This is a genomic window from Phocaeicola abscessus CCUG 55929 (genome assembly GCF_000312445.1).
GTDB lineage: Bacteria > Bacteroidota > Bacteroidia > Bacteroidales > Bacteroidaceae > Phocaeicola > Phocaeicola abscessus.
On record NZ_HE997182.1, the window covers coordinates 403,154 to 426,386 of the forward strand.

17 protein-coding genes are annotated in these 23,233 nt (G+C 50.4%); 14 read left to right on the forward strand and 3 right to left on the reverse strand.

Translation table 11 applies throughout. The features are described from left to right. Positions 1 to 10: 10 nt before the first annotated feature. On the reverse strand, positions 11 to 1,147 hold the full coding sequence (locus tag BN102_RS01685; protein ID WP_019207324.1) for a hypothetical protein: 1,137 nt from the start codon (positions 1,145 to 1,147) through the stop codon (positions 11 to 13). A gap of 217 nt (positions 1,148 to 1,364) precedes the next feature. Here BN102_RS01685 and BN102_RS01695 point away from each other — a divergent pair, with 217 nt between their 5' ends. The 10 genes from BN102_RS01695 to BN102_RS01740 all read left to right on the forward strand — a co-directional run bounded on the left by BN102_RS01695 (position 1,365) and on the right by BN102_RS01740 (position 14,781). Beyond that, a complete protein-coding gene (locus tag BN102_RS01695) occupies positions 1,365 to 2,597 on the forward strand; it encodes a spore maturation protein (protein ID WP_019207326.1) in 1,233 nt (410 codons plus the stop codon). A 259-nt stretch (positions 2,598 to 2,856) separates the two neighbouring features. Further along, positions 2,857 to 4,257, forward strand: coding sequence for a THUMP domain-containing class I SAM-dependent RNA methyltransferase (locus BN102_RS01700; protein WP_019207327.1), 1,401 nt, complete (start codon positions 2,857 to 2,859; stop codon positions 4,255 to 4,257). A 3-nt stretch (positions 4,258 to 4,260) separates the two neighbouring features. Then, a complete protein-coding gene (locus BN102_RS01705; RefSeq protein WP_036786926.1) occupies positions 4,261 to 6,414 on the forward strand; it encodes a S9 family peptidase in 2,154 nt (717 codons plus the stop codon). 7 nt (positions 6,415 to 6,421) lie between these two features. Further along, on the forward strand, positions 6,422 to 7,690 hold the full coding sequence (purD, locus tag BN102_RS01710; protein WP_019207329.1) for a phosphoribosylamine--glycine ligase: 1,269 nt from the start codon (positions 6,422 to 6,424) through the stop codon (positions 7,688 to 7,690). 14 nt (positions 7,691 to 7,704) lie between these two features. Next, positions 7,705 to 8,628 carry a hypothetical protein gene (locus BN102_RS01715; protein WP_019207330.1) on the forward strand — a complete coding sequence of 308 codons (924 nt, stop codon included), beginning with the start codon at positions 7,705 to 7,707 and terminating at the stop codon, positions 8,626 to 8,628. Next, positions 8,616 to 9,080, forward strand: coding sequence for a YqaA family protein (locus BN102_RS01720; RefSeq protein ID WP_035455436.1), 465 nt, complete (start codon positions 8,616 to 8,618; stop codon positions 9,078 to 9,080). Before BN102_RS01715 ends, BN102_RS01720 begins: the two co-directional genes overlap by 13 nt. Before the next feature lie 4 nt (positions 9,081 to 9,084). Continuing rightward, entirely contained in the window at positions 9,085 to 9,954 is an 870-nt protein-coding gene (locus BN102_RS01725; RefSeq protein ID WP_019207332.1) for a metal ABC transporter solute-binding protein, Zn/Mn family, read from the forward strand. Beyond that, positions 9,951 to 10,667, forward strand: coding sequence for a metal ABC transporter ATP-binding protein (locus BN102_RS01730; protein WP_019207333.1), 717 nt, complete (start codon positions 9,951 to 9,953; stop codon positions 10,665 to 10,667). The genes BN102_RS01725 and BN102_RS01730 overlap by 4 nt, the downstream gene beginning before the upstream one ends. A gap of 83 nt (positions 10,668 to 10,750) precedes the next feature. Next, on the forward strand, positions 10,751 to 14,146 hold the full coding sequence (locus BN102_RS01735) for a DUF2723 domain-containing protein (protein ID WP_019207334.1): 3,396 nt from the start codon (positions 10,751 to 10,753) through the stop codon (positions 14,144 to 14,146). A gap of 23 nt (positions 14,147 to 14,169) precedes the next feature. Beyond that, on the forward strand, positions 14,170 to 14,781 hold the full coding sequence (locus tag BN102_RS01740; RefSeq protein WP_021311005.1) for a polysaccharide deacetylase family protein: 612 nt from the start codon (positions 14,170 to 14,172) through the stop codon (positions 14,779 to 14,781). A gap of 173 nt (positions 14,782 to 14,954) precedes the next feature. On the opposite strand, the gene dacB is transcribed toward BN102_RS01740, so the two are convergent. After that, positions 14,955 to 16,358 (reverse strand): D-alanyl-D-alanine carboxypeptidase/D-alanyl-D-alanine endopeptidase, encoded by a 1,404-nt coding sequence (dacB, locus tag BN102_RS01745; protein WP_019207337.1) that lies wholly within the window; start codon positions 16,356 to 16,358, stop codon positions 14,955 to 14,957. After that, positions 16,359 to 17,699, reverse strand: a complete 1,341-nt coding sequence (lpdA, locus tag BN102_RS01750; RefSeq protein ID WP_036787115.1) for a dihydrolipoyl dehydrogenase — start codon at positions 17,697 to 17,699, stop codon at positions 16,359 to 16,361. A gap of 710 nt (positions 17,700 to 18,409) precedes the next feature. Here lpdA and ybeY point away from each other — a divergent pair. The 4 genes from ybeY (at position 18,410) to uvrC (ending at position 23,233) form a co-directional block, all read left to right on the forward strand. Then, positions 18,410 to 18,844: an rRNA maturation RNase YbeY gene (ybeY, locus tag BN102_RS01755; RefSeq protein WP_019207340.1), complete on the forward strand. Its 435-nt coding sequence runs from the start codon at positions 18,410 to 18,412 to the stop codon at positions 18,842 to 18,844. 78 nt (positions 18,845 to 18,922) lie between these two features. After that, a complete protein-coding gene (gene mnmG / locus BN102_RS01760) occupies positions 18,923 to 20,794 on the forward strand; it encodes a tRNA uridine-5-carboxymethylaminomethyl(34) synthesis enzyme MnmG (protein ID WP_019207341.1) in 1,872 nt (623 codons plus the stop codon). Positions 20,795 to 20,850: 56 nt separating this feature from the next. Then, positions 20,851 to 21,387, forward strand: a complete 537-nt coding sequence (locus BN102_RS01765) for an adenine phosphoribosyltransferase (RefSeq protein WP_019207342.1) — start codon at positions 20,851 to 20,853, stop codon at positions 21,385 to 21,387. Between the two features lie 13 nt (positions 21,388 to 21,400). Further along, positions 21,401 to 23,233, forward strand: coding sequence for an excinuclease ABC subunit UvrC (gene uvrC / locus BN102_RS01770; protein WP_019207343.1), 1,833 nt, complete (start codon positions 21,401 to 21,403; stop codon positions 23,231 to 23,233).

Genomic DNA, 23,233 nt, shown 5'->3' on the forward strand with positions numbered 1-23,233 from the left:
TCTCTTCTTATCATCCAATATCTTTTCGAAAAGCGCGGCGGCGCTTGTGCTGAATATGTTCAAAATAGGCCCACTGCGCCTGCACTTTTGTGTTTTGCTCCAATTCGGGATTACTTTCCCCGTACCTAAACCCCAGCTTCTGGTAGATGGGGATCAAATCGTAAAACAGCAAGGCATTGACACCCTTGCTCTGATATTCCGGTTTGACGGCAACCAATAATAGATCCAGCGTCGTCGGACGCTTAAGGAATAAGGCCTTCAACAGGTAGAACCAGCCCAAAGGGAATAATTTTCCCTTAGCTTTCTGCAAGGCCTCCGACAAAGAGGCCATCGAAACACCGACGGCGATCAACTCGCCGTGCTCATTTTCTACCAACGTGACCATTTGCAAATCCAGGATATTCAAATAAGTCTTCACGTACTCATCGATCTGCCCCTGAGTCATTTGGGAATACCCGTAGAGCGGAGCGTAAGCTTCGTTAATCAAGTCGAAAATCTTCTGGCCGTAATTCCCTTCTCGAATTTCTTTTCTGCTACGAAGCTTTTTAATCTTCAACCGATATCGCTGCAAGAGCATTTCCGAAAGCCGTTGATGTTTCTCCGGCAGCTGATCGGGAACCAGAATTTTGTACTCCACCCAATCCGCATCCTTCACATAGCCTAAAGCTTCCATGTGACGCGGATAATACGGATAATTGTAAATGGTCGCCATCGTGCTCAGTTGATCGAATCCCTCGATCAGCATCCCTTCGGCATCCAAATCGGTAAATCCCAGCGGACCGACGATGGCAGTCATGCCTCTTTCTTTGCCCCATCGGACAACGGTATCGAGCAATGCCTCCGAAACCGCCCTGTCGTCCACGAAATCGATCCAGCCAAAACGAACTTCCTTCTTATTCCACGTCTCATTCGCCCGTTTATTGATAATGGCGGCCACCCGACCGACCAATACATCATGCTCGTAAGCCAGAAAATACTCCGCCTCGCAGAACTCGAAGGCTGCATTCTTCTTCGGATCGTAAGTACGCAACATGTCTTCGTACAAATCCGGTACGGAATAAGGATTATGCTTATACAATTCATAGTTGAACCGGATGAACGTTTTCAATTCTTTCCGATTCGAGACCCGCTTAATGGTTATAGCCATAACAATATATCAAATTCGTGGTAAAGATACGAGTTTTTTTCCATTCAAGACAATTTTCGTTTTTTTTCATTGCCGACCCATCGGGAAAGCCTCCAGCCTCCGACAGCCCCACCCTGTCGACAGAAAGGCCCTCTTCGTTTACGGTTTGCGAAAAACATTTTGCAAAAGTAGCGGAATTATTCGTACTTTTGCCCAAACGGAACGAAAAACCATCATTATGGCGCTCAACTACATCTGGATTGCTTTTTTCCTCATCGCTTTCATCGCAGCGCTGATCAGGCTGGTGTGCTTCGGCGACATGCAAGTCTTTACCGACATCATCAATGCTACCTTCAGCGCTTCGAAGACGGCTTTCGAAATCTCGCTGGGTTTAACTGGCGTGCTGTCGTTATGGTTGGGAATCATGAAGATAGGAGAAAGCGGTGGAGTCGTCCGGAAGTTCGCCCATCTGCTGAGCCCCCTGTTCACGAAACTTTTTCCGGAGATCCCCCCAGGTCATCCCGTCATGGGAAGTATTTTCATGAACATCGCCGCCAACATGTTGGGGCTCGACAACGCGGCGACGCCCCTGGGACTGAAGGCGATGGAGGGCCTGCAAACGTTGAACCCGAACAAGACGACGGCCAGCAATGCCATGATCATGTTCTTGGTGCTGAACACTTCGGGACTGACCCTCGTCCCTATCGGCATCATGGTTTATCGGGTCCAGCAGGGTGCCGCCCAACCGACCGATATCTTCATCCCCATCCTGTTGGCGACATTCGTTTCCACACTAGCGGGCATCGTGGCGGTGAGCATTTACCAGAGGATTCAGCTACTGAACCGGACAGTGCTGCTTTTCTTAGGCGGAGTGAGCCTCTTTTTCGCCGCGCTCGTCTATGGCTGTTCCCTGCTCTCGCAAACCGATCTGAACACCTACGCCACATTGGCGGCCAATCTGCTGCTCTTTACCATCATCGTATCTTTTATCCTGGCCGGCATCCGCCGGAAAATCAATCTATACGATACCTTTATCGAAGGATCCAAAGAGGGTTTCCACACAGCCGTGCGCATTATTCCGTATCTGATCGCCATACTGGTAGCCATTGCCGTGTTCCGCGCTTCGGGAGCGATGGAGTACTTCATAAACGGTATCGGCAAAGCCGCGGCCCTTTGCGGACTGCCGACCGACTTCGTGCCGTCGCTTCCCACCGCTTTAATGAAACCCCTGAGCGGAAGCGGCGCCCGAGGCATGATGCTCGATGCGATGGCGACCTACGGGGCCGATTCGTTTGTCGGACGCCTCTCGTGCATCTTTCAAGGCTCTACGGATACGACATTTTACATCCTGGCCGTTTATTTCGGGAGCGTAAATATCGCCAAGACACGCCACGCCCTCCCATGCGGTTTGATCGCCGATTTTGCCGGCATCGTCGCAGCTATCTTCATCGGATACCTTTTCTTCGGATGACGCGACAAACGGATACGACGCAACGGCCATCCCCTGGCAAAAGCCTCGAAACATTTAAAAAATGCCTTTGACCGGCTTAGCAAGCTTCAAAAAGTTATTTTGGACCCTTTGACTGACTTAGCAACCATTAAAAACGGAAGCGGAAGTAGCAGGTATTCGGAAAAATCTCCTCCCTATTTTATCTATTTCCGCACAGAGAATAAGCAAAATTACACTATCTTTGCAGCGACATACCGTAATCACGTAATTATCATCGACGATGAACGAAGAATTCGAGCTTATAGCCAAAACCTTTCAAGGATTGGAAGAGGTATTGGCAAAAGAACTCATGGAGTTGGGAGCCCATAACGTACGAACAGGCAGACGGATGGTTTCCTTTACCGGTGATAAAGCCATGCTGTATAAGGCAAACTTCTGCTTGCGCACCGCTATCCGGATTTTAAAACCGATCACACATTTTCAGGCCAACGATGCGGACAACGTATACGAGATGGTAAAGACAACTGTCCGGTGGAAAGATTATCTCGATACGGAAAGAACCTTCGCCGTGGAAGCGGTAGTATACTCGGAAAACTTCCGGCATTCCAAATTCGTGGCCTATCGCGTAAAGGATGCCATTGCCGATTATTTTTGCGAACTGACGGGAAAACGTCCTTCCGTCAGCGTGACAAATCCGGATATCTTGATCCATATTCACATCGCCGAAGACGATTGCACGCTATCGTTAGACAGTTCGGGCGAATCGTTGCATCGACGCGGATACCGCCAGAAATCGGTCGACGCTCCGCTGAACGAAGTACTGGCGGCAGGGATGATCCTGATGACCGGCTGGCGCGGCGAATGCGATTTGATCGATCCGATGTGCGGCTCGGGCACCATCCTCATCGAAGCGGCGTTGATCGCTAAAAATATCGCGCCGGGTATCTTTCGCAAAGGTTTCGCTTTCGAGAAGTGGAACGATTTCGATCAAGACCTGTTCGACGAGATCTACAACGATGACTCCGCCGAGAGGGCCTTCGCCCACCACATTTACGGATACGACAACAACCCGAAAGCCATCGTCGTGGCCACGCACAACGTCAAAGCAGCGGGCCTGAGCAAAGCCGTCGCACTGAAACTCCAATCGTTTCAACAATTCGAACAACCGGCCGCAAAGAGCCTGATCATCACCAATCCCCCCTACGGAGAACGGATCGCTTCGGACGATCTGTTAGGACTGTACCAAATGATCGGCGAACGGCTGAAGCACGCCTTCGTCGGAAACGACGCATGGATTCTAAGCTACAAGGAAGAATGCTTCAACGAAATCGGACTGAAACCTTCCGACCGTATCTCCCTCTACAACGGCGCGTTGGCTTGCGAATTCCGCAAATACCAAATCTTCAGCGGGAAATACGCGGAGTTCTGCTCGAGTCGGCCGGAAAAGCAGTTCAAAACGAACCGCAACACATTCCGCCCTCATCGTTTAGGAGAGAAACGGAACGACTTCGGCAAAGAACGCCGCACCAGCTACAGAGCCCAGCAAGAAGAAAGAAAAGAAGGAAAAAGAGAAAAGCCGATGTCGTACCCCGAACGCAAGAGGATGGAAAGAGCGAACGGGAAGAAGGCCAACCGACCTTCCGAAACACAATATACGAGGAAAAGAAATAATCAGGATTAACGAATGAAAAGAGCACTTTACTTATTAGCTTCATTAACGATGGTGTCAGCTGCAGCTTTTGCGCAAACGAAAAAAAGCTTTACATTAGAAGACCTGCTGCCGGGCGGTAAAAACTTTTACAACCTGCTCCCCCAAAACAACCACGGACTGACATGGTGGAACAACCGCCTGATGGATTGCGACGTGGACGATATCAAGACCATCGACCCGAAAGACGGTAAAGAGACCATATTCATCACCGTCGACGAAGTAAACCGGATATTGGAAACCGCCGGATTGGATAAAACCCATCAACTGCACTACGCCTCGTTCCCATATACGAAGAAACTGATGCTGCTGAGCGAGCCTAAAAACCAAATCCTTGTCGATCTGGATAAAAAAGAGGTAATATGGCACCAACCTATCGACGAAAAAGCAAAGAATAAGGACTGGAATCCCACAAGCCGGGCGCTGGCTTACACCCTGGACAATAACCTGTACGTCACCACGCGCGAAGGTGAACGACAACAGGTGACCAAAGAACCCGACGGCATCGTGTGTGGTCAAAGCGTCCACCGCAACGAGTTCGGCATCCACAAGGGCACGTTCTGGAGCCCGAAAGGCAAGCTGTTGGCTTTCTACCGGATGGACCAATCGATGGTGACGGACTATCCTCAAGTAAATACCGCCGCGCGCATCGCCGTCTTGGAGCCGGACAAGTATCCGATGGCCGGAATGACGAGCCACAAAGTGACTATCGGCATCTATAACCCGGCGACCCGACAGACGATCTATCTGCAAACAGGCGACCCGACAGACCGCTACTTCACCAATCTCGCATGGAGTCCCGATGAGCTGCACCTCTACGTCATCGAACTGAACAGGGAACAGAACCAGGCCCAATTGGTCCGATACGACGCCGTTTCGGGAGAAAAGGAAGCGGTCTTGTTAGAAGAAACGCATCCCAAGTATGTGGAACCCTTGCATCCGATCGTATTCGTACCGTGGAATCAGCATCAATTCATTTATCAAAGTCAAAGAGACGGATTCAATCACTTATACCTGTACGATACGACAGGAAAATGCATCAAACAATTGACCAAAGGCGACTGGGTGGTCCAAGATATCGTCGGATTCAACAGCAAGACGAAAGAAGCGATCGTCATGACGACGGAAATCTCTCCCTTGCAAAGCAACGCCTACGCCGTCGATATAACGAACGGAAAAAGGCGTTTGATCGGTGCGGGAGAAGGCGTGCACCACGTAAAGTTATCGACCGAAGGCGACTATGTGATCGATCACTATCAATCCCATGAGATTCCCCGTCGGATAGACCTCGTATCCGTCAGCGGCAAAAAGAAATCCGTGAACTTGCTGACTTCCTCCGACCCGATGGACGAATACAATATGCCCGAGATCACCTTGGGTACTCTGCAGGCAGCCGACGGGAAAACACCGGTCTACTATCGGCTTGTCAAGCCGGTAAACTTCGATCCCACCAAGAAATATCCGGCCGTGATATACGTTTACGGCGGGCCCCATGCCCAACTGATTCGCGACGTTCGCAACTACGGCGCCGGAGGATGGGACATCTACATGGCTCAGTCGGGCTATGTCATGCTGACGGTCGATAACCGGGGAAGCGAAAACCGCGGCTTGGAGTTCGAGAACTGCACGTTCCGCCAACTCGGTACGGAAGAAATGAAAGATCAAATGAAAGGCGTCGATTTCCTGAAATCATTGCCGTATGTGGATGCTGACCGCATAGGAGTTCACGGATGGAGTTTCGGCGGGTTCATGACCGCCAACCTCATGCTTACCTACAACGACGTGTTTAAAGTCGGTGTAGCCGGAGGCCCCGTCATCGACTGGCAATATTACGAAGTCATGTACGGGGAACGTTACATGGATACTCCCCAAACGAATCCGGAAGGGTATGAGAAGGCGAATCTGAAACTTCGTGCGCAAAATCTCAAGGGACGGTTGGAAATAATCATCGGAGCCAACGATCCGACCGTCGTGCCCCAGCATGCGATTACTTTCCTTCGAGCGTGTATCGATGCGGAGGTTCAACCGGATTTCTTCGTCTATCCGGGAGACGGACATAACATGTTCGGGCGCGACAGGGTGCACCTGTACACCCGCATCACCCGCTACTTCGAGGAACATTTAAAATGAAATAAACATGAAATTACTTTTGTTAGGTTCCGGCGGGCGGGAACATGCGCTGGCATGGAAAATAGCCCAAAGTCCGAAAACGGAAAAACTATATATTGCTCCCGGCAATGCGGGAACGGCTTCGGTCGGCGAGAACGTAGCCGTCGGGGTCGACGACTTCGAGGCCATCAGACGGTTTGTCCTCGCTTCGGGTATCGACATGGTCGTCGTCGGGCCGGAAGTTCCCTTGGTAAAAGGTATAACCGATTTCTTTCGGAACGATCACGCGTTGCGACATATTCCCGTGATCGGCCCCTCCCAGGCCGGCGCTCAGTTGGAAGGGAGTAAGGAATTCGCCAAGCGCTTCATGAATCGGCACCGCATACCTACCGCCAAATACCGGGCGTTCACCGCCGAAACGATAGCAGAAGGATTCGCCTTTCTCGAAACGCTGGCGCCTCCCTACGTCTTGAAAGCCGACGGATTGGCGGCGGGAAAGGGTGTACGGATCCTACCGACCCTCGACGAGGCGAAAAAAGAACTGAAAGAGATGCTCGGCGGCATGTTCGGCACTGCCTCTTCGACGGTAGTTATCGAAGAATTCTTAAGCGGCACGGAATGTTCGGTCTTCATTCTGACCGACGGCAAGCACTACCAGATCCTCCCTGAAGCAAAGGATTACAAACGGATAGGAGAAGGCGACAAAGGTCCGAACACGGGAGGGATGGGCAGCGTTTCGCCCGTCCCCTTCGCCGACAAGACATGGATGCAGAAGGTAGAAGACCGCATCATCCGTCCCACCGTAAAAGGTCTCTCCGACGAAGGCATCGATTACCGAGGATTCATCTTCTTCGGACTCATCGATGTGAAGGGCAATCCGATGGTGATCGAATACAACGTCAGAATGGGAGACCCGGAGACGGAATCGGTCATGCTCCGCATCAAAAGTGATCTGGTCGACCTGTTCGAGGGGGTAGCCCACGGCGACTTGGAGACGAAGTCTTTAGAGACGGATTCCCGTTCCGTCGTTTGCGTAATGCTGGTGTCGGGCGGATACCCCGAACAGTACGAAAAAGGCTTCGAAATAACCGGATTGGATCGGCTCACGGACAGCATCGCGTTCCACGCCGGCACTTCCTTCAAAGAAGGGAAGACGGTGACGAGCGGCGGCAGAGTGATCGCCGTCAGTTCGTACGGAACCGACAAAACGGAAGCCTCTGCACGATCTTTCGCCGCAGCAAAGGAAATAAACTTCGAAAAGAAATACTTCCGTTCCGACATCGGAGCGGATCTGTGACTTGCCCGCAAAAGATGACCGCAGGAAAAAGATATCAACGCGAGGTCACGACGGGAAATTTATCCTTTCTCGTCGCCATTCTCTCGTGCATCGTACTGTGGAGTGTCCGTTTCGATTCGATCGGTTATGCGGGCAGTCTGTCGATCTATGTGCTCGTGGGTTACATCCTGACAGAACTGAATACCAGATTCAGTTTGATAAGGACCAGAACCGCCCTGCCGGTTTCTCTGTATTGGATCATCGTGGCCATCTGTTCGTTCCTTCATCCTTTCAAGGCGATCAACCTCGTACCGTTGGCATTCATCTTGGCTATCCATCAGCTTTTCTCAAGTTATGAGAACGAGAAAAGTATCGGGAATACATTCAATTCTTTCTTCTTTCTGAGTGCGGGCAGCATGGTCTTCCCTCCGTTACTATACTTCGTCCTTCCCTTTTTATTCGGAATGAAGCGCTTCCGCTCCCTGACGGTGAAAACGTTTTTCGCCGCACTTTCAGGAACAGCACTCCCGTATTGGTTTTTATTCGGATATGCTTTTCTTTCCGACAAACCGGAACTGTTCGCAGGGTCGCTCCGATCGTTATGCACCGTCCTTTCGCCCGATTACGGCGGAATCTCCGTCAACCACGTCGTTGCTTTCGCCATTGTCACTTTCTTTTCGTTGACCGGCAGCATTCATTACCTGCTCGTCTCCTATCAGGACAAGACGCAGATTCGGATCTATTATTCCTTCCTCCTCCTTATCGAGGTTTGTATCTATGCCTTGGGTTACTTCCAGCCGCAACATTTTCAGCAGTTACTGTCAATGCAACTCATCATCGTCTCTCTTCTGATGAGTCATTGGTTGGTACTGTCGAAAACCCGATTTTCCGCGATAGCGTTGACGGTTACGTTAATCCTATTGGTATTATGGGCTATATTTGATGTATGGATGCGATAATGCCGTTTCTCACCGATTGGGGATATGTGGGGCTCTTCCTCGCTTCGTTTATTGCAGGAAGCGTCGTGCCTTTCAGCTCCGAAGCCGTCCTCATCGCATGCATCGGTCCGTTGCAACTGTCTCCTCTCTCCTGTTTAACGGCTGCCACGCTGGGGAATGTCAGCGGAGGAATGACTTGTTACTGGATAGGGCATCTGGGCAAAACGGAGTGGATAGAGAAATACTTGCATGTGAACCAACAAAAGCGGGAAAAGGCCGAGCGTTTCGTCCGCGGGGAAGGAGCGTGGATGGCTTTCTTCGCCTTCATCCCCATCTTAGGAAGCGCCATCAGCATTGTGCTGGGCATGATGAGGGCCAATCTCTGGGGGGTTGCGCTGTCGATGACTGTCGGGAAGGCGATTCGCTATGCCATTATTATTTGGGGAACATTACAAACACACTCTCTCTTTTAACAGTATGGGAAAAAGAAATCTTTTATTCGGCCTCGTCCTGTTCGGTTTGACGGCATGCAGACACCAGCCTTCCGACCGGCAAAAGACAATCGCCGTTACGCTGGAACCGCTGCGGTATTTTACGGAAGCCATTGCCGGCGACCGGTATCGCGTAACGAGCATGGTTCCAGAAGGAGCTGGCCCAGAAACCTACGACCCGACTCCGCAACAACTGATCGATCTCTCGCGAAGCGAAGCTTACTTCCGCATCGGATACATCGGCTTCGAATTGAACTGGATGGACAAACTGAAAGCGAACGCTCCGCACCTGTCTGTCTTCGACACCTCGGAGGGAATCGAGCTGATCGCGAACGAAACCTCCCACCATGCTCGCCATCACGGCCCGTATATCGAACCGCATGTATGGAACTCCGCCCGAAATGCGGTGATCATCGCCGACAACATTTGTCGCGCTCTATGTACCATCGATGCGGCGAACAAAACGTACTATACTCATCGATTGGACAGTCTGCAGCGGACGATTCAGTATACCGACAGCGTCATACGGGTTTACTTGCAACAGGCCGACTCTGTCTTCCTCATCTTCCATCCCGCCCTGAGCTATTTCGCCCGCGATTACGGACTGACGCAAATCGCTATCGAACACGAGGGGAAAGAACCCCCGTCAGCCTATCTGCAAGCCCTTGTCAAAGAAGGAAAGGAGAGGCGGGCACGTGTCGTCTTCATTCAAAAGGAATTCGACACCCGAAACGCGCAGCTCATTGCCGACGAAATGGGATTGTCCGTCGTTCAGATCAACCCTTTGAGTTATCGTTGGCCAAAAGAAATGATTCACATCGCCCAATCGCTGGCGCATATCCCACAAACAAGATGAACAGTCGACCCTGCATCGAAATAAAAGCGCTCACGGCAACCTACGGAAACAGAACCGTTCTGACCGACATCGACCTGACGGTGTTCGAGCGGGATTTTCTCCTCATCACCGGCCCGAACGGGGGCGGGAAGACGACGCTGATCAAACATCTCCTCGGGCTGAAAAAGCCGGCGGCAGGGACGATCACTTTTTTCAGGGACGGGAAATCGACGGATAGCTTGACGATGGGCTACCTCCCCCAATACCACCGTATCGACAAGAAATTCCCCATCACAGTGTACGAAACGATCCTCTCCGGGCTGGGCGGACGGAAATCGCTGTGGAAACCGTTTACGAAAGCGCAGCATGAACAGGTGAAAAAGATCATCGTCCGCATGGGATTGGAAGGATCGGAACAAAAAGCGATCGGCGAACTGAGCGGCGGACAGATTCAACGCGCCCTGCTCGGCAGAGCGATCGTCTCCGAACCCGAGGCACTCCTCTTAGACGAGCCGGATACCTACATCGACCAAGCATTCCGTTCGCAGCTCTATTCCCTGTTGGAAGAAATCAATCGTCGCAGTGCCATCATCCTCGTCAGTCACGATATAAACGCCCTTGCGCCCTTGGCGAAATCCCTCGTCTATGTAAATCACTCGCTGGAACGTCGCCTGCCGGAAGAACGAACGGGCAGGATAGAAGCCGAAGAAAGGAAGAATTTCACCGCTGGATAACACTAAATAACAGACTTGCCGCATAAAAACAGATTTTTCTGTTTACCTTTGTCCCTTGCAATTAATTGAACAGATGAAGTTTCATGAAACACTACCAGTTTTTAAATAATCTGACGGGCTGGATCGTCTTTGCCGTGGCAGCGTTCACCTACTGCCTGACCATAGAGCCGACCGCCAGCTTTTGGGACTGTCCCGAATTCATCACGACCGGGTATAAATTGGAAGTCGGCCACCCTCCCGGCGCACCGATCTTCATGTTGACGGCCAACCTTTTCAGCCAGTTTGCGAGCGACCCGTCGCAAGTGGCGCGGATGGTAAATATAATGAGCGCGCTGATGAGCGCCGGATGTATTTTGTTCCTATTCTGGACCATTACGCATCTGGTACGCCGTTTAGTTTGCCCCGAGCGGCATGAGATGTCCGTCGCTCAATTGATCACGATCCTCGCCTCCGGCGTAGTCGGTGCTTTGGCTTACACGTGGAGCGACACGTTCTGGTTCAGTGCCGTCGAAGGCGAAGTATATGCCTATTCGAGCCTCTTCACCGCCGCCGTGTTCTGGTTGATCCTGAAATGGGAAAGCGTCGCCGATCGGCCGCACTCCGACCGTTACTTGGTATTGATCGCCTACCTCACGGGGCTCTCCATCGGAGTTCATCTGCTGAACTTGCTCTGTATTCCCGCCATCGTTTTGGTGTGGTATTACCGCACGCATCCCGCTGCGAATATAAAAGGGAGTCTGTCGGCGCTGATCGTATCCGCCATCCTCGTGGCCGTCGTCCTTTACGGGATCGTTCCGGGCGTTACGAAAGTGGGTGGCTGGTTCGAGCTCCTCTTTGTCAACGGGTTCGGTCTGCCCTTCAATACGGGATTGATCGTATACATCATTTTGCTGGCCTCAACGTTAATCTGGGGCATTTCCGAAACTTACACGGAAAAGAGCCGGAAGCGGATGAACCTCGCCTTCCTTTTTGCCATCGCTTTGATAGGCATTCCTTTCTACGGCTACGGAGCAACGTCTCTGCTGATCGGAGCGATCGTCCTCGCCGCCCTAACGGTCGTCTTATCCGGTAAGATCAAGGTGTGGAACCCCGACGCAAGGATGATGAACACCGCCCTACTCTGCGTCACGATGATCCTGGTGGGATACTCTTCCTATGCGCTGATCGTCATCCGTTCGACGGCGAATACTCCCATGGATCAGAACTCGCCGGAGGACATCTTTACCCTGGGAGAATACTTGGGCAGAGAACAATACGGGACACGGCCGCTGTTCTACGGACCGACTTACGCCTCGAAACCCGCCATCCAACATGTCGAGGGAGGTTATCAGTACGACATCGTCGAAGGCGCTCCCGTGTATCAACGGAAAGAGAAAGCCACGGAACACGAAAAGGACAGCTACGAGGTCGTACGCCACAAATCGGAATACAAGTATGCGCAAAACATGCTGTTTCCGCGCATCTACGAAGAGAAATACGCGCAGGCTTACGAAGAATGGTTGGGCGGCGTGACGGGGAAGCAGGTTCCTTACGATCAGGCGGGAGAGATCTCCATGATCAAAATTCCTACCCAATGGGATAATCTGCGATTCTTCTTCACCTACCAAGTCAATTTCATGTATTGGCGTTACTTCATGTGGAATTTCGTTGGCCGGCAGAACAACATACAAGGTCAAGGCGAGATAGAGCATGGAAATTGGATAAGCGGAATCGGCCCCTTGGATAATTTCCTGGTAGGGGATCAGACCCTATTGCCGAGCGAACTGAAAAACAACAAGGGACGCAACGTCTTTTACGGTTTACCCCTACTGCTCGGACTGATCGGCCTGTTCTGGCAAGCCTATAAAACGCATCGGCGAACAGACCGTACGGGTAACGTGCACGAAGACCCCGTCGGCATCCGCCAGTTCTGGGTGGTGTTCTTCCTCTTCTTCATGACCGGCTTGGCCATTGTACTATACCTGAATCAAACGCCTCAACAGGTCCGCGAGCGGGATTACGCGTACGCCGGGTCGTTCTACGCCTTCGCCATCTGGATCGGCATGGCGGTTCCCGCTATCGCCAGTTGGTTGCAAAAGAAAATCGAGGGGCGAGCGGCCGCCATCCTCGCATCCGTCCTGTGCGTGTTGGTACCCATTCAAATGGTTTCCCAAACGTGGGACGATCACGACCGCAGCAACCGGTATACTTGCCGCGACTTCGGGCAGAACTACCTGAACAGTACGCAGGAGAAAGGAAACCCGATCATCTTCACCAACGGCGACAACGATACCTTCCCTCTGTGGTACAATCAGGAGACGGAAGGTCAGCGCACCGACGTCCGCGTGTGCAACCTCAGCTATTTGCAGACGGACTGGTACATCGATCAGATGAAACGTCCGGCCTACGACTCTCCTTCCGTCCCGATCGACTGGAGCCGGTTGGAATATGTCTCAGGGCACAACGAAGCCGTTCAGATCCAGCCAAACATGATGAAGCATCTCGACGAATATTATCGAAAAAATCCGGAAGAAGCCGTGAAGAACTTCGGCGAGAATCCGTACGAACTGAAAAATATCCTCGAACATTGGATCCGTCACCCGCAGGACGAAGGATTGCGGATCGTCCCGACAGACAGCATCGTCGTCCGCGTGGATAAAGAAGCCGTGAAGCGTTCGGGCATGCTGATTCCTGACTCGTTGCACGGCGTAATTCCGGATTACATGCACCTTTCTCTGAAAGGAAAACGCGTGCTCTACAAGAGCGAGCTGATGATGCTCGAGATGTTGGCGAATACCAATTGGGAACGCCCCCTCTACATCGCAATTACGGTCGGCAGCGAAAATCACCTCAACTTGGGCAATAACTTTATGTTAGAAGGACTGGCCTATCGCCTCACGCCATTCAACAGCAAAGAGACAAAGACGAGCATCGACGCGGACAAGATGTACGACAACCTGATGCACAAATTCAAGTTCGGCGGAATCGATAATCCCGACGTTTATTTAGATGAAACGACCTTGCGAATGTGCGACACGCACCGGAGGATGTTCGTCACGCTCTCCTCGGAACTGATCAAGCGGGAAGAAAAGGAGAAAGCGCTCGAAGTACTGGATTACAGTCTGAAAGTGATTCCTCCCGCTACCGTTCCTCACGATTATATCTACAGCAGTTCGAAAGAAATGGCCGAAAATTATATCGCTTTAGGGCATCCGGAAAAAGCCTTGCCTATCCTGGAGGAAATGGCCAACAACGCCGTGGAATACATTTCCTGGTACGAGAGCCTGGACGAACAACGCTTCCGGGACTCATACGAAACGTGCATCCGCTACATTTACATGCTCGACGAAATCAATAAGAGCTATGCCAAATTAGCGCTCGCACCCAATGCAGAAAAGGAAAATATCTATACGAAAAGTGCGGTGCACTATTCCCGAATATTCGACACGCTGTACGAAACGTTCAACAAGCGTATAGGAGCGAACAAAAGAGAAAAATAACGGCAGATCTCAACGACGTCGACATGTTTATCGAACAACCGCCCCTATTGCTCCGCTGGATTTATCCACGCGCTCTCTGGCGCATGGACAAACACGTTAAAGCCGTTTATCTCACGTTCGACGACGGACCGATACCGGAAATCACTCCCTGGGTGCTGGATCTGTTAGACAGATACCGGATGAAAGCGACCTTTTTCTTGGTCGGAGACAACGTGAGAAAACATCCGGAAGAATACCGGATGATCGTGGAGCGGGGACATCGCGTCGGGAACCATACGTATAACCACATCCAGGGCCTGCACTACCTGAGCAAACATTATCTCGCCAATGTAGAGAAGGCGAACGAACTGATCCATACCGACTTGTTCCGTCCGCCGCATGGTTTCATGCGTTGGACGGAATACATGATCCTTCGCAATAAATACCGGATGGTCATGTGGGACGTGGTCACTCGGGATTACAGCAAACGCCTCGACGGAGCGGAAGTCTTCGAGAAGGTAAAGAAATATGTCCGCAACGGATCGATCATTACCTTCCATGACTCTCTCAAATCGGAGAGAAACATGAAATATGCATTGCCGCGCTCCATCGATTGGCTGTTGGAACAGGGCTATGAATTCAAAATTTTCGATTGAACATCTTTGCGCAAACCGCCGCCGACCGGGATCAGCGTACTTTCACCGAAACGAGGATCGAAGGCGAAGATAAAACCGTTAGCCACCTGAAAAATCATCAAACAGCTAAACGAGGAATAGGGAATATCCTCCGCACTTTCAACTTCTTCCGAAAAGATTCCTTCTCATCCCACTTACTTGGCCAATTCGATGCAAATTTTATCCTGAACGGCGCGCGCGCTCCTCAGTTGCATGATATTCTGATGGATGATGACGAATGCCAACTGGTGTCCGTCGACAGCTTTTATAAAGCCCGCCAGAGAGCTTACGCCTTTTACCGAGCCGGTTTTGGCATGCACGTTATACTGCGCTTTCGTGCCTTTCATTCGATGCTTTAAGGTCCCGTCGACACCGGCTATCGGCAATGCGTCATAAAAAGGCAAGAATATATCCCGGTGATAATAGGCGTATTTCAGATATTCCAGCATCAGGCGAGGAGAGATGTAATTATACAAAGAAACCCCGCTGCCGTCTGCGATATGATAGAGATCGGGATTCATCCCTATCGCTCCGTCCATGAACGTGTTTATGGCATCCGTACCGTCCTGGGCCGTCAGCCGTTTGCGGTTGAATTGATTCGCCGCCAGCTGATAGAACATGGATTCGGCACAGAGGTTGTCGCTTTCTTTCAAGGCTTGCTTCAACACCTCGCGTAAAGGACGGCTCCAGGTAAAAAAGGTCGTAATCTCTCTCTCCGCCGTCGGAGCCGGACAATCTGCTAAAGCGATATGCGAGACGGATACCCCCCGATCATGAAGACGATTCAAGAATGTCCGAAGGAAAAATCTCTCCGACGAGACGACGCTCAAACTCTCTTTCACCGTTCGGGTCACATTGCCCGTCACGGAAATGATGTTCCCGTTGCTCAGCCAATTACGCGTAATCTTCAGTCTTCCGGCATTCGGATCATCGCTTATCGCCCGATTATCGACCCGATAATAGTCGGAAAAAGGCTTACAATCGACAGCCGCTCTCGTTCCCCGTTCTCGAGGCGAGACCGTCACGTCGACACATCCTCCGTTCAGCATCAAAGGAGAGAGGTAGGGCTGGAACGAATAAGGCGCATCGTCCCACGACCAACCCGGTCCCCAATAAACGGAGTCCATCATCGAGACGTCGGCAGCCAGCGTATCGGTTATAACACGTATTCCGTTCGCGATGACCGCATCCGCTAACCGATTCAGATCTTCGTCCGAAAATAACGGATCGAAGCCGCCCACCACGAACAGACTTCCATGCAAGGTGTCCTGCCGAATCGTTCCGGTATAACAGAGTTTCGTATCGTACGAAAAATTCTCTCCCAACCTTGCCAAAGCAGTAACCGAAGTGATGATCTTTTCAACGGAAGCAGGACGGAAAAGTTTCTCATCCTGATAAGCATACAGCAATTTCCCCTCGGTCAGATCAAAGACGGTAACACCTGTTTCGGACATCTTCAACGCATCCGATCGCACCCATGCGTCCAAGCGCTCCGAAAGCGGCTGGGCGTTCAGCAGATTGGCGGCGAGCACAAAAAGAGCGGCGAGTACTTGTTTCATCTATAATTCGCGGAAAATTTCACCTGCCGTAGGATGAGGAAAGACGTAACGCTTCCATTCTGCTACTTTCGAACGATTTTCTACGGCCATCCCTGCCAGGATAATCAATTCCGAAGCCGGATTGCCCAGGATGTGCGCGCCAAGCACCGTGTCATCCTCTGCAACCAACAATTTGCAAAGGCCGTTCACGCCCTCGTTCTCTGCGACAAAACGGCCGGAAAAAGTCATCGGCAGCTTCACAACCCTGTAAGCGACGCCATCCCGCTGAGCGTCTTCCTCCGTCAAACCGACTCCCGCTATCTCCGGATTGGTATAGACGACGCTCGGAACAGCTCGATAGTTCATCCGCTCGGGGACTCCAAGGATGTGATGGACGGCTACTTCCGCTTCTCTCACGGCCGTGTGCGCCAATAGCGATACGCCGTTCAAATCGCCGCAGACATAAACTCCCCTGACCGAAGATTCCAAATGCTCGTCCACTTTGATATTCCGACCGTTCAGTTCCACGTTCAAATTCTCCAAACCGAATCCTCGCATGACGGGACGACGCCCTACGCTCATCAAGAGTTTCTCGGCAACCACTGATCCCGACCCTTCCGCATTCTCATACGAGACGGTAATGCCGCTTTCGCCCGAAGCGACCCCCACGACCTTTACTCCCAACAGGAAGCGTACTCCGCGTTTCGCATACTCGCCCTGCAACATGGCAGACAGCTCGCGATCCATCGGCCCGATGAGCTTATCCAACATCTCGATCACCGTGACCTGCACGCCCAAAGAGGAGAAGAACGAAGCAAACTCCATCCCGATCACGCCGCCGCCGATAATAGCTAAGGATGCAGGGATTTCCGTATTCTCCAACGCTTCCCGATGCGTCCAATAAGGCACCTTATCCATGCCGGGAATGGGAGGTACGAACGTCTCGCTACCGGTACAAAGCAATAAGTTTTCACACTCGTAGAATTCCTCACCGCATCGAATCGTGTTCTTATCGACGATCCGCGCTTCTCCCTCCACCATCGTCACGTTCGCGGCTTTCAAGCGGGCCTTGATACCCAATACCAATTTGCGGACCACTTTCGCCTTTCGCTTCATGATCTGCTCCAGGTCGCAAGTAGCTTCAGGGACGATTACCCCGTACGGTCTGGCATGTTTGGCATAGTCGTAAATCTTCGCCGAATAAAGCAATGCCTTGGTCGGAATACAGCCTTCGTTCAGACAAACCCCTCCCATCTTTCCTTTCTCGAAAAGCACGACACGCAGCCCGGCTCTTCCGGCACACTCGGCTGCCGTATATCCCGCAGGACCGCCGCCGACAATAGCTAATTGATAGTTAGACATAGCGCTAAAGGTTAAATCGTTATTTAATCCATTCATTTCTCTTCCGCAACACGGGCACAAGATACGAAAATTATATGGCTTTCCCTTTTATTCGATAAAAGAAGTTCATCGAAAACCTGACCGGACACGTCCCGAACCCCGTCGGCGAGGTTGTTTATCCCGTCGGATAGGTAGTACAACCTATCCGGATACGTCCGGAACGTCAAATTTGAGGTTGTCTAACGTATCCGGCGAGGTCCGGAACGTCAAATTTGAGGTTATCCAACGTATCCGGCGGGGTCCAGAACGTATCCGACGGGATCCGGGACGTCAACGAACAGGTTACCCAACGTATCCGACGAGGTCCGGAACGTCAAATTTGAGGTTATCCAACGTATCCGGCGGGGTTCGGGACGTGTCCGACGGGGTCCGGAACGTCGACGGACAGGTTACCCAACGTGTCCGACGGGGTTCGGAACGTCGACGGACAGGTTGCACCACGTCGACGAATCGATCTCGTACCTAAACGGTAGAGATTTTTATCCCCTTTGAAGCAAACACGTATTCCTTATGCGAGATCTACACTTTTCAAGGAATACCGTTTGCATTGATACTGGAGCTCGTATTGAATGATGCTGATAAACATCGAAAAAAGAAAGGATAAATATATGTTCAAACCCTTTTCGTGCATTAAGAAAAATGGGTAACTTTGGCGTACAAATGCAAACATTATGATCAGTTATCAAAGCGAAGATATCGGAATGCCCGCCATAAGCCGAGCAAAAATAACCGAATGGATCAAACGGGTGGCCGCTTCCTACGAAAAAAAAATAGGAACCATTGCTTACATTTTCTGTTCGGATGAGAAAATCTTAGCCATCAACCGCCAATATCTGCAACATGATTACTATACGGATATCATCACTTTCGACTACTGTACAGGTTCCAGCCTCTCGGGCGATATTTTCATCAGTTTGGATACCGTACGCTCCAATGCAGAGCTCTTCGGGCAAACCTACGACAGAGAGCTGCATCGGGTTCTCGTTCACGGCATTCTCCACCTTTGCGGAATCAATGACAAAGGTCCGGGCGAACGCGAAATCATGGAAGCAGCAGAAAACAAGGCCCTGTCCCTGCTCGAATCGGGGAACGTTTCAAACGGTTGAACGGATTTTATAAAGGCGGAAACGACCGGATTACGCTAACTTTTCGTAATTTTGCACGGTAAAAACAAAGGGATATTCATGGAGTTCAACTACGATGTCATAGTTATCGGCGCCGGCCATGCCGGATGCGAAGCCGCCAGCGCTGCCGCCAATCTCGGTGCAAAAACGTGTCTGATCACCATGGACATGAACAAGATCGCCCAGATGAGCTGCAATCCGGCCATCGGAGGTATTGCCAAAGGGCAAATCGCTCGGGAGGTAGACGCATTGGGAGGTTATATGGGTATCGTTACAGACCGTACCGCCATTCAATTTCGGATGTTGAACCGCTCGAAAGGTCCGGCCATGTGGAGCCCGCGGGCACAATGCGACAGAGGAAAATACATATGGACCTGGCGGGAAATATTGGAGAATACTCCCCACCTTACTATCTGGCAAGACACCGCAGAGGAATTATTGACTGAGAACGGCGAAGCGACTGGCATTACTACCCTCTGGGGAGTTACATTCAAAGCTAAATGCGTCATCCTCACGGCAGGGACATTCCTGAACGGACTGATGCACATCGGAAGAAAAAAAGTCCCGGGAGGCAGAACGGCCGAACCGGCCTCGTACCGCCTTACGGAGTCGATCGCCAAGAACGGCATTTCTGCGGGAAGGATGAAGACGGGCACTCCCGTCCGCATCGACGGTCGAAGCGTTCATTTCGAGGAAATGGAACCTCAATCGGGAGAAAATGACTTCCACCGTTTCTCATTCTTAAGCGAACCTCGCAAACTGAAACAATTAGATTGCTGGACATGCTTCACCAACAAAGAGGTACACGACATCCTCCGGAAAGGACTTCCCGACTCTCCGCTGTACAACGGACAGATCAAAAGCATCGGCCCTCGGTATTGTCCGAGCATAGAGACAAAGCTTTTCACTTTTCCTGACAAGGCGCAACATCAGCTGTTCTTAGAGCCGGAAGGAGAGACGACCCATGAGATGTACCTCAACGGATTCTCTTCTTCTCTACCGATCGATATACAAATCCATGCCCTGAAAAAGATTCCCGCTTTCAAAGATCTGGTCGTTTTCCGCCCCGGTTATGCCATCGAATATGATTTCTTTGATCCTACACAGCTTCAACACACGCTGGAGTCTAAAATCGTCAGGAATCTATTCCTCGCCGGACAAGTCAACGGCACCACAGGCTATGAAGAAGCCGCCGGACAGGGAATTATAGCCGGTATCAACGCTGCCGTCAACTGCTTCGGCGGCAAGCCCTTCGTCTTAGGTCGCGACGAAGCATATATCGGAGTTTTGATCGACGATCTGGTAACCAAGGGCGTGGACGAGCCGTACCGCATGTTCACGTCCAGGGCTGAATACAGAATCCTGCTCCGTCAAGACGATGCCGATATGCGTCTGACGGAACGATCTTATCGAATAGGCTTAGCGAAACAAGACCGGTATGAGAGGATGCACAGCAAGAAAGAGGCCATAAAGTCGATTGTCGAATTCGCCGAATCTTATCCGATCAAAGCTTCATGGGTGAACGATGCTCTCGAGAAATTAGGAACTTCCCCCCTGCTCCGCGGCTGCAAACTGATCGATCTTATCAACCGTCCTCAAATTACGCTGACCCGCATCGCCGAATATATTCCCGCATTCAACGAAGTACTGGATCAGCTGACAGACAGAAAAGAGGAAATCATCGAAGCCGCCGAAGTGCAAATGAAATATCAGGGTTACATTCATCGCGAACGGATTATAGCAGATAAAATCCATCGGTTAGAATCCATTCGGATAAAAGGGAAATTCGATTATGACCGACTCAACTCCCTCACGATCGAAGCCCGGCAGAAGCTGAAAAAGATAGATCCGGTAACCCTCGCGCAAGCCAGCCGAATCCCCGGAATATCGCCGAGCGATATCAACGTATTGCTGGTTCTGTTAGGGAGATAGAAAACCCTGTTTCACGTGAAACAAACAAATTAAAGAAGAACGATAAAATACGGATTATGAATACAGAAAAACTTTTGGCCAACGTCAGAATCATTCCCGATTTTCCTATAAAAGGAATCTTATTCTACGACGTAACGACCTTATTCAAAAATGCGGAATGCCTTAAAATCATGACGGACGACCTATACGACTATTACAAGCATAAAGGCATCACCAAGGTGGTGGGCATAGAATCGCGCGGATTCGTTTTAGGAGGAGCCATAGCCGAGCGACTGGGTGCGGGACTAATTATGGCGAGGAAGCCGGGAAAATTGCCGGCCGACGTGTTGGAAGAAACGTACGACAAGGAATATGGAACAGACACGATCCAGATACATAGAGATGCGCTAAAAGGAACCGATATCGTCCTGTTGCACGACGATCTCTTAGCCACGGGGGGCACGATGGCCGCAGCGGAACGTTTGGTAAAAAAATTCGGTGTAAAGAAAATCTATGTCAACTTCATCATCGAAATAAAAGACTTAAAAGGACGCGACGTCTTCCCCAAAGATACAGACATTTATACGCTCCTATCTGTCAGCGAACACCATTAAACGACAGTTGCCGATGAAAGAAAAAGAGGAGGAAAGAAAAAGGATGGATTATCTCTGGGGAATTATTCACAATCTCCCGGAAAGCCCTGGAATCTACCAGTACAGGAACGAAGAAGGAACCATCATATACGTCGGAAAGGCTAAAAACCTGAAACGCAGAGTCTCTTCCTACTTCAACAAAGGGCAACAGAGCGCAAAGACACGAATGCTGGTAAGCAAGATACAGGATATCCGGTATATCGTAGTGAATACGGAAGAAGACGCTTTACTCTTGGAGAACAATCTGATAAAACGTTATAAACCCCGATACAATGTCTTATTAAAGGATGACAAAACATATCCGTCGATCTGCGTAAGCAACGAATATTTTCCTCGAATAGTTAAAACACGACGAATTATCAAAAACGGATCGACGTATTATGGCCCGTACAGTCATCCGCAAATAATGTACACCGCATTGAACCTGATCAAGAAACTATATCCTCTGCGCACATGCCGCTTAAACCTCACACCGGAAGGCATAAGGCAGGGGAAATTTAAAGAATGCTTAGAATATCATTTGGGAAATTGTAAGGCGCCGTGTATCGGAAAACAGTCTCAAGAAGAATACATGAAAAATATTCTTGAAATAAAAAATATTCTCAAAGGAGATATACAGGTAGTAAGCGATATACTGAAAGACGAAATGTACAGACTTTCAGACGAATTGAAATTCGAAGAGGCGCAAATCATGAAGGAGCGTCACGAACTGTTAGAGAACTATCGCTCGAAGAGCGAAGTGGTCCATTCGAGCATTCATAACGTAGATGTATTCTCCATCGAAATGGACGAGAAATCAGCATACATAAATTACCTGCACATAGTCAAAGGAAGCATCAATCAAGCGTTTACCTTCGAATACAAAATCCGACTGAACGAAACCAAAGAAGAGCTCCTCCAATTGGGTATTGTCGAAATGCGTGAACGCTATCGCAGCGTTTCGAAAGAGATCATCGTACCTTTTAAATTAGACATGGAAATGGACGGAGTAATGTTTACCATCCCGCAACGAGGAGAGAAAAAACACCTGCTCGACCTGTCCATAATGAATGTCAAACAGTACAAAATCGACCGGTTAAAACAAGCCGATAAACTGAATCCGGAACAAAAGAAGGTGCGAATACTGACCGAGATAAAAAATCAACTTCACATGGAAAAATTGCCCGCCCAGATAGAATGTTTCGATAATTCGAACATTCAAGGGAGTGATGCCGTGGCTGCCTGCGTAGTATTCAAAATGGGTAAACCGAGTAAAAAGGATTATCGAAGATATACCATCAAAACGGTGGAAGGCCCCGACGATTACGCCTCGATGAAAGAAGTAATCTCCAGAAGATACCGCCGATTAATGAATGAACATCTCCCCTTACCCGATTTAATCATTACGGATGGGGGAAAGGGACAGATGGAAGTCGTAAGAGAAATCATGGAAGACGAATTGCACCTGAATATTCCGATTGCAGGCTTGGCAAAAGACAATCGTCACCGTACCCACGAGCTGCTATATGGATTTCCTCCGCAAGTCATCGGCATCCAACAAGATACTCCGCTCTTCCACTTATTGGCAAATATACAAGAAGAGGTACACCGATTCGCCATTACTTTTCATCGGGAAAAACGAAGCAAACGACAAATCGCTTCCGCGCTCGATCAGATTCAGGGAATCGGGGAAAAACGAAAAAATGCCCTCTTGAAAACATTCAAAAGCATAGCAAGGATCAAGATGGCTCAGGAAGACGAGATTGCGAAAATAATCGGCCCTGCTGCTGCCAGAAAGGTGTTAAACGGATTAAATAAAGAAGAATAA